Annotated in this window: 12 protein-coding genes; 10 read left to right on the top strand and 2 right to left on the bottom strand. The window is 40.8% G+C overall.

Features of this window, described 5'->3' with window-relative positions; genetic code table 11:
• Nucleotides 1-372 precede the first annotated feature (372 nt).
• Nucleotides 373-1,548, bottom strand: a complete 1,176-nt coding sequence (locus BMY50_RS07060) for an NAD(P)/FAD-dependent oxidoreductase (protein ID WP_238383687.1) — start codon at nt 1,546-1,548, stop codon at nt 373-375.
• A 216-nt stretch (nt 1,549-1,764) separates the two neighbouring features.
• Between BMY50_RS07060 and BMY50_RS07055 the strand changes: the two genes are divergently transcribed.
• The 7 genes from BMY50_RS07055 (at nt 1,765) to BMY50_RS07025 (ending at nt 10,712) form a co-directional block, all read left to right on the top strand.
• Complete coding sequence (locus BMY50_RS07055) at nt 1,765-2,559, top strand: SDR family NAD(P)-dependent oxidoreductase (RefSeq protein WP_139202227.1); 795 nt, start codon at nt 1,765-1,767, stop codon at nt 2,557-2,559.
• A 26-nt stretch (nt 2,560-2,585) separates the two neighbouring features.
• Nucleotides 2,586-3,194, top strand: coding sequence for a TetR/AcrR family transcriptional regulator (locus BMY50_RS07050; protein ID WP_093321015.1), 609 nt, complete (start codon nt 2,586-2,588; stop codon nt 3,192-3,194).
• Nucleotides 3,195-3,238: 44 nt separating this feature from the next.
• Nucleotides 3,239-4,606 carry a TolC family protein gene (locus BMY50_RS07045; RefSeq protein WP_202907758.1) on the top strand — a complete coding sequence of 456 codons (1,368 nt, stop codon included), beginning with the start codon at nt 3,239-3,241 and terminating at the stop codon, nt 4,604-4,606.
• An 8-nt stretch (nt 4,607-4,614) separates the two neighbouring features.
• Nucleotides 4,615-5,661, top strand: a complete 1,047-nt coding sequence (locus BMY50_RS07040) for an efflux RND transporter periplasmic adaptor subunit (protein ID WP_093321011.1) — start codon at nt 4,615-4,617, stop codon at nt 5,659-5,661.
• Nucleotides 5,662-5,673: 12 nt separating this feature from the next.
• Nucleotides 5,674-8,730, top strand: a complete 3,057-nt coding sequence (locus BMY50_RS07035; RefSeq protein ID WP_093321007.1) for an efflux RND transporter permease subunit — start codon at nt 5,674-5,676, stop codon at nt 8,728-8,730.
• A 72-nt stretch (nt 8,731-8,802) separates the two neighbouring features.
• Nucleotides 8,803-10,206 (top strand): dihydrolipoyl dehydrogenase, encoded by a 1,404-nt coding sequence (gene lpdA / locus BMY50_RS07030; RefSeq protein WP_093321003.1) that lies wholly within the window; start codon nt 8,803-8,805, stop codon nt 10,204-10,206.
• A 104-nt stretch (nt 10,207-10,310) separates the two neighbouring features.
• Nucleotides 10,311-10,712, top strand: a complete 402-nt coding sequence (locus BMY50_RS07025) for a hypothetical protein (RefSeq protein WP_093320999.1) — start codon at nt 10,311-10,313, stop codon at nt 10,710-10,712.
• 192 nt (nt 10,713-10,904) lie between these two features.
• Here BMY50_RS07025 and BMY50_RS07020 read toward each other — a convergent pair whose 3' ends face one another.
• Entirely contained in the window at nt 10,905-11,213 is a 309-nt protein-coding gene (locus BMY50_RS07020) for a hypothetical protein (protein ID WP_093320995.1), read from the bottom strand.
• Between the two features lie 194 nt (nt 11,214-11,407).
• Between BMY50_RS07020 and BMY50_RS07015 the strand changes: the two genes are divergently transcribed.
• The 3 genes from BMY50_RS07015 (at nt 11,408) to BMY50_RS07005 (ending at nt 13,764) form a co-directional block, all read left to right on the top strand.
• Entirely contained in the window at nt 11,408-11,782 is a 375-nt protein-coding gene (locus BMY50_RS07015; protein ID WP_162276551.1) for a peroxiredoxin family protein, read from the top strand.
• A gap of 250 nt (nt 11,783-12,032) precedes the next feature.
• Nucleotides 12,033-12,827: a type IV toxin-antitoxin system AbiEi family antitoxin gene (locus BMY50_RS07010; RefSeq protein WP_162276550.1), complete on the top strand. Its 795-nt coding sequence runs from the start codon at nt 12,033-12,035 to the stop codon at nt 12,825-12,827.
• The gene (locus BMY50_RS07005; protein WP_093320981.1) at nt 12,820-13,764 is read left to right on the top strand and encodes a nucleotidyl transferase AbiEii/AbiGii toxin family protein; all 945 of its coding nucleotides are present in this window, start codon (nt 12,820-12,822) and stop codon (nt 13,762-13,764) included. The genes BMY50_RS07010 and BMY50_RS07005 overlap by 8 nt, the downstream gene beginning before the upstream one ends.
• Nucleotides 13,765-13,818: the final 54 nt, after the last annotated feature.

Raw genomic sequence — 13,818 nt, 5'->3', positions numbered from 1 at the left:
CTCAATCGTTACGTTCGTAACAATTAGCTCTTGAAATTAATTAATAATCTCTGATTAATTTTTCACGAAATTCATGTCGTTCCTCAGGTGGCGTTCTTATTTAATTGTAATAGCGCTAATGTTCTAAAGAAGAAAACTAATATGGTAGATAGTTATACCGTTGTTAAAGAAATTATTGCGGATATAAAGTTTCAGACAAAGGAGATTTTTCACAGAGAGTTGGTTTCTAAAGGCGTTCAAGCTAGCTTCTCTGGTTCGCTGAAAGTCGATATTTTAACAATTGCATAGTAATTTAGATTGGCTTGTTGGGTGCTCCCTCTATAGCATATATAGCCATAACGCCAAACCGCATATTATATGCAGCTTCAATTGTTATTTCAAAAAATCTTCTTCTACCAGAACATTATTTAAATATACACCTGTGTTATTGCCCGTTGATACGGCATATGATACTGCACGTAGAGGATTCGTATTGTCCCCACAAGCGAATATATTATCTACTGTTGTTTTCTGAAATGCATCTACTTTGATAAGTCCCTGTTCTGTCAGTTCACAGCCCAATAATTCGGGAATTTTACAATGTTGTTCAAAAGGTGGTCTTGAATAGATAGCTTCTAACTGAAAAGTAGAATTGTCTGAAAAAACTATTTCTTCAACTACTCCGTCTTTATGTTTCAATGAGGCAATCTCCTTCTCAACTATTGAAATATTGTGTCTTTTGATTTCATCGGTTTGCTCCTGTGTCAGTTCCGATTTTCCATTAGTGAATATCGTTAAATCCTCTGTCCAGTTATTAATAAGCCGGGACAGGTGAAATGCACCATATCCATTTGCCAAAATCCCTGTTTTTTCATTCTTAACCTCATATCCGTGGCAATAGGGACAATGGAGTACAGTAATTCCCCAACATTCAGAAAATCCCTTAATGTTCAGCATTTTATCTTTTAATCCTGTTGCAAAGACAAGCTTTCCGACTGAAAATGTTTTTCCTGACTGAGTTGAAATCTCAAAGCCGTTATCGTTTTTCTTTGCATTTACGGCAAGGTCAGTTAGGAATTTCACAGTGTCATATTTCAACACCTGTTCCTTTGCCTTTTCCCCGATAACGCTTGGTTTTTCTCCATCCTGCGTAAGGAAGTTATGCGAATGAGGTGTCTGTCGGTTGCAGGGCAAACCGCTGTCGATAATTAAAACATTTCTTAATGCCCGTCCCAGAGTCATTGCTACCGAAAGTCCTGAGTAGCTTCCGCCAATGATGATTACGTCAAAATTTTTGTTATCTGTCATTTCGTTAAAATTTAAAAATGATGTTAATGGAAAAGGCAGAGCAAAAAAGGATAAAGCAAGCCCGCCTTGTTTGATTACTTCACGTCTTGATATTTTTTTATGATTATCCTTTGTTTCCAACTGCCTGCTTAAGTCAATTGATTCAGGGTTCCGATCGTTTACCTGACCTTCGTACAGATTACTTGTGATCTCCCTATTATTTTCTGATCTGTTCGTCTTTATACCTGTGATATTTATTGGTGCTAAATCTCCAAAAACCAATTCACTTTATGCATATTTGTGTTAAACACTGTTCAAATATAATAAAAATTTGTCTGGATCTGCAAAACTTGAAATCAAAAATTATAGATAAATAAGGCCGATATTATCAGTTTTAAGTAAAATAAATCACTGAATTACTATAATATACGTCATGCTGCAGCAAATATCAAAGAAAAGTCCAAAAATATTTTGATAATTGAACACTGTTTAATAAATTTGCATCGTAAAATTAACATCAACATTTATGCAATGAAAAAAGCACTAATAACGGGAGCAAGCGGGGGTATAGGCCTGGAAATTGCCAGACGTCTTTCCCGGCAGCAGTACGAGCTGACCCTGGTGGCAAGAAACGAACAGAAATTGAAATCAGTTCAGGAGCAACTTGGAAAGGATCATCATCAGATTTTGGTAGCTGACCTGACCAAAAAGGAAGATATTGAAAGAGTAAGTCGGCACCTCAATGAAAACAGTTACGATCTTCTTGTCAATAATGCAGGGACAGGCTCTTACGGAAGATTTATAGATTTACCTCTTGTAGAGCAATTGAATACCATGGCATTGAACATGGAGGCCCTAGTTTCATTATCCTATGCATTTTTAAGTAAAGCAGTATCAGGAAATGCACTGATCAATATTGGCTCGCTACTGGCTCATTCATCTTTACCGGGTGCAGCTGTGTATGCAGGAACAAAAAGCTTTGTCGCCAACTTTTCGGAATCGCTCTGGTATGAGTTTAAAAATAAAGGTATATTTGTTGCAGGCTTTAACCCGGGCGCTGCCGATACCGACTTCCACTCGAACTCTGGCAGTTATACAAGTGCATTTCCAAGTTTTGTCGTGTCGAGTGTTTCTGAAGTTGCCGACGGATTTATGAAAGCGTTGTCGGCGAGAAGTAAACCACGAGTGATACAAGGATTTAAAAACCGGTTGATGCTATTCGGGTTTAAGTTTCTCAGCAGGAAATCAGTCATTAATATCATGGGGAAAATTAGTCCTGGTCTTAAGGCTTAAAGTTTAAAGCCACATAAAAAATTAAAATGAGTATAGCAGAAAGAAAACAGGAAGAAAAACAGGAAATGCACCAACGCATCTTAAATGCAGCACGCAAAATATTTCTTGAAAAAGGATATGAAAAAACCAGCATGCGAAATATTGCAGCTGAGATCAATTACAGTCCTGGCAGCCTCTATTTTCACTTTAAGGACAAAACCGAAATTTTTCAAGAGCTTCAAAAAGAGGGATTCACGTTGCTTCTAAACCAGCTCAAAGTGCTGAACAGCGTAGCAGATCCATTTGAACGACTTAAGGCATCGGGACGTGTGTTCATTCAATTTGCGCAGGAAAATAAGGATTACTACAACCTTATGTTCATGGTCGAGGAGACCGTAAAAGAGCCTAGCGAAAACAGGTTCAAAATAGCACAGGAAGCCATAAACCATATGTGTTCTATGATCGGCGATTGTCAGAAACAAGGTAGGTTCAAAGAGATGGATACAGAGTATTTTACATTTATGGTGCTTTCTGCAATGCATGGAATCTGTGCCTTGTTCTGCAAAGACCGTACGACCAGTTTTATGAACAAAACAAACGAAGAGCTGATGGAAAACGGCTACGAATGTTTTGTTGCTTTGCTCGAAAAGAGCTAGGCTTTTTTTTATTATAATATTGAACAGTGTTTAAATTTATTACAGTGATTAAGTCATATCAAAAACCAAACGTGTTATGGTCAATATTCTTGACCATAGCGTTGGCCACTGCGCATACAGCCAGTGCACAAAACAGACTGGACCTTTACATAAAGGAAGGTTTGGAAACAAACCAGAGTATAAAACAGCAAAATTTTATGCTGGAGAAAAATATTTATGCGCTCTCTGAGGCGAAAAGTATGTTTCTGCCAAATGTTGCCTTTTCAACAACCTATACCAAGGCGGATGGAGGGCGGACTATCGACATTCCCGTCGGGGATATGATGAACGGTGTTTATAGCACGCTAAATCAGCTCACGGGTAGCAATTCGTTTCCCCAGTTGCAGAACCAGCAGGTATTGATCAATCCCGATAATTTCTATGATGCAAAATTCAGGATTACCCAGCCAATTCTCAATGCGGAGCTCAATTATAACAAAAAGATCAGGATAAAACAGGTTGACCTCCAGAAAACGGAAGTGCTACTTTACAAAAGGGAGTTGGTAAAAGAGATTAAAACAGCCTATTACAATTACCTGAAGGCAAGCAACGCCGTAAAGATCTACGAGTCTTACCTGGCATTGGTTCGCGAAGGGGAAAGAGTGAATAAAAAATTATTGGATAATGGAAAGATTAACCGGACTGCCCTGGTCCGAAGCCAAAATGAAGTTTCCAAGATCGAGGCTTCGATCGTGACGGCCATTAAAGCGCAAGAGTCTGCCAGGTATTATTTTAATTTCCTGCTGAACCGCCCACAGACAGACAGTATTTTAATAGATGATATTACGGCCTTGCCGGACGATAATAACCTACTGGATGAAAATATTGGTAACCGCGAGGAGCTTTCCAAACTTAAAATAGCCAAGGGTATTAATGAAGATCTTACAGGACTTGCAAAATCATACCTTATTCCAAAGGTAGGGGCCAGTTTAGATTTGGGTTCACAGGCATTTGATTGGAAATTTAATAATCAGAGCCGTTATTACCTCTTCGGGGTTTCTTTAGAGTGGAACCTTTTCGGATTTGGCAGAAACAGCAGCCGAATTAAACAGACCCTTGCCGAACAGCAGGCAATTTCATCCCAAACCGATTATGTGCAACAACAACTTCTTACAGAACTGAAAGTGCGTCAGGCTAGTATGGAAAGCGCTGTTGCCGAATACAAGGCAGCCCAGAGCCAGTTAAAGACAAGCCAAACCTATTATACTGATATATCAAAACTGTACAGAGAAGGGATGTCGATCTACATTGAGCTGTTAGATGCCCAGAACCAATGGGTAGATGCCCAGCTACAGGCCAACATAGCACTGTTCGATACATGGATTGCTTTTACTGCAATCGAACGTGCCAACGCTAGTTTTAACATACAATAATTTAAAAAATGAAAAAAATACAATTTACAATCCTTGCAGCAGCGTTCTTACTGTCATCGTGTGGTGAGAACACAAAAAATACAAACCCGCTTGGCCAGCCCGACATCATTGCCGTGAAAGTATCGCCTGTTTCCTCATTTAGTGTACCTACTTCAATACAGGTAACGGGATTGGTCAGTACGGAAGACCAGGCGAACTATTCTTTTAAAATAGGCGGTGTTATCAGTCGCGTTTTTGTAAATGAAGGAGACTTTTTCCGCAAAGGACAATTATTGGCAACATTGAATACGACCGAAATTTCTGCCGGACTTTCCCAATCCAGTTTAGGTGTGGACAAGGCCCAACGTGACTATGACCGGGCAATGAACCTTTATAAAGACAGTGTTTTTACATTGGAGCAGCTGCAAAATACAAGAACTGCACTTGACGTTGCCAAAAAAGGAAAAGAAGCCGTAGCGTTCAATGAGCAATACGCAAAAATCTATGCTGCATCGGACGGTTTTGTTTCTAAGAAGATTGCAAATGAAGGAGAAGTTATTGGCGGTGGTATGCCGGTACTGCTCACAAATGCCATACAGAAGAATGCCAGCTATCTTTTGAAAGTTGGCGTGACAGACCGTGAATGGTCAAGCATCAAAATTGGGCAGCTTGCCAAAGTTACATTGGATGGTTTTCCCGATCAGTTATTTGAGGCTGCCGTATTCAGAAAACTGCGATCGGCAGACCGAGAAATAGGTTCGTTTCAGATAGAACTCAAATTGAAACTCCACGGCGTTGTTCCTGCTGTTGGCATGTTTGGAAAAGCTGAAATTGAAATCGGTCAGACGGAAAATGCTATCGTGATCCCTTACAATGCATTGGTGGAAGCAGACGGCAAAAAAGGCTATGTATTCACTACCGTCGGCGCGGATAAGGTAAAAAAGATTCCTGTAAACATCGTAAAGTTTGAAACAGATAAAGTGTATTTAAGTGATAAACTGGACGGGATAAACCAGATTGTCATTTCCAACAGTGCCTACCTAAATGAACAATCCGTAGTCAAAATTATAAAGTAAACCCGCATAAAAATGAAAATAACAAATTTTGCCGTTAAGAACTATCAGTTCACCCTGATCATGTTCGTTCTTTTCGCCGTAGTGGGGCTGCTTACGCTGTTCACTATGCCAAGATCGGAAGACCCGACAACGCATCCACCGCAATATATCATCACGGTCATCTATCCGGGAACCAGTCCGAAGGACATGGAAGAACAGGTGGTAAAGCCGATTGAGAATAAAATATATGGGCTTGAAAATATCGAAAAGATACTTACTACGGTTGAGGATGGTGTTGCCGTAATCCAGCCAAAATTTAAATATGGTGTCGATGTAGACAATAAATACCAGGAGATCTCTACCGAAATAAATGCCCTGAAGAACAGCGAGCTCCCAAAGGATATCTACCTGATCAAAACCGAAAAGGTAGCATCCTCGGATGTAAAAATCATCCAGGTGGCTCTGCTTTCCAATACTGCATCAGCTAAAGAACTAAGGGACAAGGCCGATCTGCTGAAAACAGGACTGGAAAAGATAACCAATCTTAAAGAAGTTAAATATACCGGAGTTCCCGAGCAGGAGATACGCATAGACATGCAATTGGATAAGCTAGCCCAGCTAAGGATACCCCTTAACCTTGTAGTGGGGAGCCTACAAAGTGAAGCTGCTGATATCCCAGGGGGAAGCATCAACCTTGACACCAAGGTCTTCAATGTGAAAACCAGCGGCAAGTTCAAGAACGTGGAAGACGTTGCCAATACGGTTATATATAACGCCAACGGAAAGATTATTTATTTAAAGGACGTCGCTGAAGTTAGCTACAAGGATGGTACCATCAACCATATCACACGTCTTAACGGTCACCGTTGTGTACTGGTGACAGCTGCCATGAAGGACAACGTCAATATAAGCAAAGTCAAGGAAGAGTATATGCCGGTGCTGGAAGCATTCCAAAAAGAGCTTCCGGAAAATATAAAAATGGTCAAAAATTTTGACCAGGCGGACATGGTAGCCCAACGTTTGGGGCACCTGGGATTTGATTTTGCCCTTGCCATTGTGCTGGTAATTATCACGTTGTTGCCACTAGGATTCAGGGCGTCATTGATCGTCATGATCTCCATCCCTTTATCGCTTGCCCTGGGCCTGATAGCTTTGAACTTGCTGGGCTATTCACTCAACCAATTAAGTATTGTTGGGCTGGTGGTGGCATTGGGACTATTGGTAGACGACAGTATTGTTGTCGTCGAAAATATAGAAAGATGGCTGCGCGAAGGGCATTCAATTAAGAATGCCGTGCTAAAGGGTACCAAACAGATAGGTATTGCCGTTGTTGGATGTACCGCGACCTTGGTCATCGCGTTCCTGCCACTTGCTTTTTTACCTGACGCCGCAGGCGAATTTCTCCGAAGCCTGCCAGTGGCTGTAATGACAAGTGTACTGGCATCCATGTTGGTTGCACTTACTTTGGTTCCGTTTCTCGGAAGTCGATTGTTAAAACCGCATGCACATACCGGCGGTAATTACTTCCTAAAGAAATTACAGCAGTTTTTGAGCTATTCTTACCGCAGGATAATGCCGATAGCACTGAATTGGCCAAAAGTAACTGTAGCAATCTCGATCGCTCTGAGTATTTTCGCATTCGCACTTTTTCCGTTGGCAGGGTTCAAGCTTTTTCCAACTTCCGAAAAGCCAATGTTTCTTATCAATATAAAGCTACCCTTGCAGGCAAACATCCCCGAAACTGACCGCGTCACCAAACTCGTGGAGCAGGAACTGAAAAATCATAAGGAAGTAGTATATTATACCTCCAATGTTGGTAAGGGTAATCCTCAGATTTACTACAACGTACACCAGCAGGACATTAAACCTGATTTCGGTCAAATTTTTGTACAGTTAGGTGATGAAACCAGCCCCAAGGTCAAACAGGCACTGATAAAGACCCTTAGAAAAAAATTCATCGATTTCCCCCATGCAAGAATTGAGGTTAAGGATTTTGAACAGGGAACCCCAATAGAAGCGAACATTGTTGTAAGGCTCTTTGGAGAAAATCAGGATACGTTGCGTTCCCTATCTTTCAAAGTCGAGGAAATTTTAAGAAAGCACCCAGGCACTTTCTTTGTGAACAACGAACTTAATTCTTACAAGTCGGACGTCAAGGTTTCTATCGACAAGGAAAAAGCCCGTACCCTAGGGGTAATGACAAGTGATGTGGATAAGGTTATCCGCATGGCTGTGGCTGGTTTGAACGTTGGCGACTATATCGATGACAGAGGCGATTCCAGGAATGTAATTATAACCCTTCCAAGGGAGAAGTTTTCAAACCTCAACGTACTAAAAGGGCTTTATGTAAACAATGCCCAAGGAACACCGATACAGGTTGATCAAATTGCAACAATAGGTTTCGAGACATCACCCACGGCTATCAACCATTTTAATAAATCAAGGTTTGCCAAAGTGACGTCGTTGACCAAGGAAAACGTATATGCCAATGATATTTTAAAGGACATCGTTCCGCAACTTGACAAGTTAAAACTTCCATCAGGCTACTCTTATAAATTATCCGGCGAAGCCGAGTCGGAAGGTGATGCATTGGGTGGTAACTTCCTTTCGGTTATATTATTAAGTGGTTTCCTTTTTGTAGGCGTGCTCCTTTTACAGTTTAAGACTTTCAAAGGGATAATTATTGTCTTGTCTATTATTCCTTTGGGTATACTGGGCGGTGTAATAGCTCTCCTCATGACTGGAAATCCGATGTCATTGGTTTCTATTATCGGTTTCATAGGATTATCGGGAATACAGGTGAAGAATTCGCTGCTTCTGGTAGATTTTACCAATCAGCTGAGGGGTGGGGGGCACTCCCTAGATTCCGCAATCAACATAGCTGGCGAAACACGCTTTTTACCTGTTGTGCTAACATCTATCACAGCTATCTGCGGATTGATACCTATCGCATTAAACCCCAATCCGCTTATTGCCCCTCTGGCGATAGTACTTATTGGAGGGCTTATAAGTTCGACAATTCTATCAAGAATTGTAACTCCGGTAATGTATAAATTGATTCCCCCAAAATTGGAGGATGATGAGGTTTAAGCGCTGCTCGAGAAAACTCGTTTAACGCAATTCGTAATTAAGAAAAAAAGCAGAAATTTAAAGAAAATTAAAATGGAACAGTATGATATCGCCGTGATCGGCTCTGGACCTGGCGGCTACGTCGCCGCAATACGCAGTGCACAATTGGGATATAAAACAGTCCTTATAGAAAAATACGCTGCCCTTGGAGGAACCTGCACCAATGTTGGGTGCATTCCCGCCAAAGCTCTTTTAGACAGCACACATCATTATCACGATGCTATTCACAAATTTAGTACGCACGGTATTGAAACAGGAACTGTGCAATTGGATTTTGAACAATTGTACAAAAGGAAGAGCGATGTGGTGTTAAAAAACACGCAGGGACTAGACTACCTGATGAAAAAGAATAAAATCACCTGTAAACAGGGCATAGCCTCTTTTACTGATAATTCAACCCTAAAGGTGACGGACGAGAATGGTATTTCAAATACCATAAAAGCAGCTAAATTCATTATAGCTACCGGTTCAAAACCGGCTACCATTCATGGAGTTGTACTAGACAAGAAAAGAATCATCACCTCTACCGAAGCCCTGTCGCTCGCCGAACAGCCGAAAAGCATGATCATCATCGGTGGTGGCGTCATCGGCTTGGAAATGGCCTCTATTTTTAACAGAATAGGCACCGAAATTACCATACTCGAATATGCCGATCATCTGATCGCCAATATGGATAATGAGCTGGGAACGGCTCTCCATAAGATACTTAAAAAAGAAGGTATTCCTATCCATTTAGAACAAGCCGTGTACCGGGCAGAAAATCTTGGCAGCACAGCAAAAGTATGGTTCAGAGATAAAAACGGAAATAAACAGGAGCTGGAGGCCGACTACGTGCTAGTTGCCGTAGGAAGAAAGCCATACACAGAAAGCCTCGGTCTTGAAAACACAAATGTTCAACTTACTTCTAAAGGTACCATTAGCACCAATGACAAATTGCAAACTACAGCCACCAATATTTACGCTATCGGGGATGTGATCGGCGGAGCAATGTTGGCCCACAAAGCGGAGGAAGAAGCTGTTTATGCCGTTGAAATTATTGATGGACAAAAGCCGCATATTAACTACAGAAGAATTCCTTCTGTAGTATACACATGGCCAGAAGTAGCCTCCGTGGGTTTCACAGAAGAGGAGTTGAAACAACAGGGGCAAGCCTATCAGGTGGGCAAATTCCCTTTTTCTGCTAATGCGAGAGCAAGAGCCGGAATGGACACAGAAGGATTTATAAAAGTGCTTGCTGATCCAAGATTTGGCGAGCTGTTGGGTGTACATATCATCGGAGCAAGAGCGGCCGATTTGATCGCACAGGCAGTTGTTGGGTTAGAATATGAGGTTACGGCAAACGAAATTTCCCGAATATCTTATGCGCACCCTACCTATGCCGAGGTCCTCAAAGAAGCGTACACCATTGCTTCGGGACGCCCCTCCATCAACATTTGATAGGCACTTTCCTCGGTAGACTATAAAATATTTCTCAAGTCTGATAAACCTGAGGAAAAAATACTGGCAATTTATTCACCATTTGTCTGTTTTAAAAAGTGTTCATGAGCTTGCTTCGCTGCGGTTTGGCTAACTTTGTAAATGATAGTCCGTTAGAGGTTATTGTAACAATCCTAAAGGAAATAAAATCAGTTTCAAAGGGAGATCTGTCTGAAAGTAAAAGTTTTAATCCGTTGCGGGTTTTGGTGCAATTGCGTAATTTAGAGAATCAATTTATTGAAGCTATGGAAACAATAACAAAATTTTTTAAGGAAGAACGAGATCCACTGTTCCGTAGAGGTGAAGCAAGGGGTAAAGTTGAAGGCGAGGAAAAGAAAAGCTACGACGTGGTAGAAAACCTTATTATAAAGCTTCGGTTATCCGATGAACAAGCTGCGGAGATTGCCGAAGTTTCTATAGACTTCGTCCAAAAAGTCCGTGCCGATTTGGCTAAGAAGAAGAATTAAAAAGATTCACATAAATATATAGTAAAGCTATTTCTTGGTTTGAGGGATAGCTTTTCCTTTTTAAGGTACTCCTATAGTTTCTCTTTGGTTGGGAGCTATCAACCTAAATCTAATGGGAATACGCCTCCCGTGAAAGATTTAACCCTTCGCTGTATTGGATATTGTCGCTTGTTTTCTTATTCGATTTTTTATTTAGCTTTCTAAAATGCGGATTAGGTCTTCGTTAATATAAAAGACTTCCTTACCCTCCTTTTCAGAAATAAGTATGCCGGCGTCAGTCAGTTCTGAAAAATATTTCGTTAAGGTGGTTCGGAACGTGACCTGCAAAGTCTTTCCCAATAACTTTGGCTTGATATAAGGCTGACTGAATAACAATTCATTCACCTCTTTAGTATACCATTTGATTCTAGTTTTTGCATATTCAATTGTAGAGTCCATTTGATTAAGTATATCGGTGATCAATTGATTGGTTAGATGGGGTTTCGTTCTATCGTAGACCATGTTGTGTTCAAAAATTAGCTAATAATGAACATATGGGCAATATAAGAAAATATTCTGGACATATGTCTTTCATGTGTTCATTTTTATTTATATTATGAACATAAATATAAGAAGTGTTCATTTTATGAACGGCTCCTAATATGACGGGGCTAAAATAACCGGCTTCTTTTATTCCGAAGGGTAGTATTTCTTTCTTGAATGGTATAAGCGCTATCGAAACGAAAGTTGACCCTGCTACTAATCATCGACTGGAAGGGCAGCCCAATAAAGTGGGTGCAGCATGGATAGAAGGTGAACTGGTATTTGACTTTATATATAAGAAATATCATAAAAAAGGATTTGAGGTTATCGGTATTTCAGTCGATCTCACCAAATATATACCTCTCTGGCAGGAGCGGATAGCCGAACATGGATTGACATGGCCGCAATACCTTGATGAAAATGAAGAAAATGCTAAGCGTAGCGCTATTAGAGAGTACCCCAGTTATATACTTTTGGATAAAAATGGTAAAATTATCAAAAGGATTGATTCATTGGAGGAACTTGAAGAATTTTTATCCAGATCGTAAAGGCTGGTTTAAAAGGAGATCAATATGTCAAGCCGTCGGTCGATGCTTCCGCACTAACTGAGGTAAATGCCACGAAGGGTTTGCCCCTAAATCCGCGTTCCAGATAATTATTTAAAAACTCTACGCCTAAGTTTACATGAGTGCCGATTTTCGGCGATTTCCGCCGAAAAATATGATTTTCGTAAACGAAATAGTTTGTGTATATTTGACTTATCGGCGAATTTCGCCGATAAATTCAATTTCAGTAAACATGAGCACATATTCTCAAAGAAGAAAACAGATAACAAAACTGGTCCCAGAAGGATCATTAGTTACCAGGTCTTGGCTACAAGCCCATGAGCTCACGAATCACGCGATAGATAATCTATTGAAGAGCCAGCAGTTGGAGACCGTGAAGAACGGGGTGTATAAACGTGAAGGGTCGAAAATAGAATGGGGAGATGTTGTTTATTTTCTACAAAGACAATTATCCACAGACCTGACTATCGGTGGCATATCAGCCTTAGAACTTCAAAAACTTGCCCATTATCTTCCCATATCAGAACAGCGTCTGGTTCATTTATACGGAAGGGACAATCTTCCAGTGTGGGTAAATGGTTTGGCAACGGGAACCAAATTCCAGAAACATAGCTCCCGTGATTTGTTCGGTAATAGTGTTGAGGACGAAAAGGCATCAGAACTGATTGAGTTTACCAAGGTTCTGAATTGGAAAAATACGAACGAAGGTTTGCGTATAGCCACGCCCGAAAGAGCCATTTTAGAAGTAATGAACCAAGTTCCGGGAAGCATATCATTTGAACACGCAGATGAACTTATGCAGGGATTGAATACACTTTCTCCACGAACGCTCCAAAAGCTGTTGGAACTATGTACTAGTGTCAAGGTACGCAGGATGTTTTTTTATCTGGCCGAACGCCAGAATCATAGTTGGTTTACAAAGCTTCAAACTGAAAATATCAACTTTGGGTCTGGCAACCGCGTTATTGTAAAGGGCGGAAAATTAAATAAAAAATATAAAATAACTGTTCCCGATTTTTATGAGTAAGAATGAAGAATACGCAGATCAAATAAGGTTGCTTATCCGATTGCTGCCCATCATAGATAAAGAGGATTGTTTTGCGCTTAAAGGAGGAACAGCCATCAATCTATTTTATCGCAATATGCCTAGGCTTTCGGTTGACATTGATTTACTGTACCTGCCAATGGGAGACCGGGAGACTTCCCTTGCAAATATTAGGGCTGCATTAGCGAGGATAACTGATTCCGTAAAGAAAACGATCATCGGTGCACAGGTACAAAATACTACACTTCAGCAGGACAATTCTTTACGGCTCATTATTTCACTGGATGATGTTAGGGTTAAAATAGAACTATCACCAGTGATTAGGGGGAGCCTTTTTCCTGCCGTAAGGATGGAAGTAAAGCCCGAAGTGGAAAAAGAATTCGGATATGCCGAAATGTTGGTCGCATCACACCCCGACCTTTACGCCGGAAAACTTTGCGCTGCACTTGACCGCCAACATCCACGCGACCTTTTCGATGTTAAACAATTATACGAAAACGAAGGATTGACAGAAGAACTGCGCAAGACGTTTTTGGTCTTCCTGATAAGCCACTTCCGGCCAATGGCGGAATTGCTTAACCCCAACAGAAAGGATATTTCGGGAATCTACGAAACAGAATTCCTACAGATGGCAGAAATCGAAGTGACTTTGGAAGAGTTGCTTTCTGTTCGTGAAAGGCTGATTAGCGATATTAACAAGGAGATGACAGATAGTGAGCGTAAATTCTTGCTTTCTATAAAAAACAAAACACCTGATTGGACACTTTCCGGCTTGGACGCCAATTTAGTATCAGAACTTCCGTCGGTCAAATGGCGTCTTTTAAATCTGGAGAAAATGACTAAGGACAAGCATTTGGCAGCATATAAAAGCCTTGAAGCAGTGCTTTATCCCATTGACGGTGTAGAAAAAGTAGATTAATTACACGACAATATAGCGAGAGCATAGATGATGGATTTCACGAAAAATATACTT

The organism is Olivibacter domesticus (genome assembly GCF_900109575.1).
GTDB classification, from domain to species: Bacteria; Bacteroidota; Bacteroidia; order Sphingobacteriales; family Sphingobacteriaceae; genus Olivibacter; species Olivibacter domesticus.
This window is presented reverse-complemented; position numbering and strand designations above follow the sequence as displayed.

Excerpts from the sequence above, each read along its gene's own strand:
- BMY50_RS07050 (WP_093321015.1), top strand. The coding sequence starts at position 2,586 with ATGAGTATAGCAGAAAGAAAACAGGAAGAAAAACAGGAAATGCACCAA.
- BMY50_RS07040 (WP_093321011.1), top strand. The coding sequence starts at position 4,615 with ATGAAAAAAATACAATTTACAATCCTTGCAGCAGCGTTCTTACTGTCA.
- BMY50_RS07035 (WP_093321007.1), top strand. The coding sequence starts at position 5,674 with ATGAAAATAACAAATTTTGCCGTTAAGAACTATCAGTTCACCCTGATC.
- lpdA (WP_093321003.1), top strand. The coding sequence starts at position 8,803 with ATGGAACAGTATGATATCGCCGTGATCGGCTCTGGACCTGGCGGCTAC.
- BMY50_RS07025 (WP_093320999.1), top strand. The coding sequence starts at position 10,311 with ATGAGCTTGCTTCGCTGCGGTTTGGCTAACTTTGTAAATGATAGTCCG.
- BMY50_RS07020 (WP_093320995.1), bottom strand. The coding sequence starts at position 11,213 with ATGGTCTACGATAGAACGAAACCCCATCTAACCAATCAATTGATCACC.
- BMY50_RS07010 (WP_162276550.1), top strand. The coding sequence starts at position 12,033 with ATGAGCACATATTCTCAAAGAAGAAAACAGATAACAAAACTGGTCCCA.
- BMY50_RS07005 (WP_093320981.1), top strand. The coding sequence starts at position 12,820 with ATGAGTAAGAATGAAGAATACGCAGATCAAATAAGGTTGCTTATCCGA.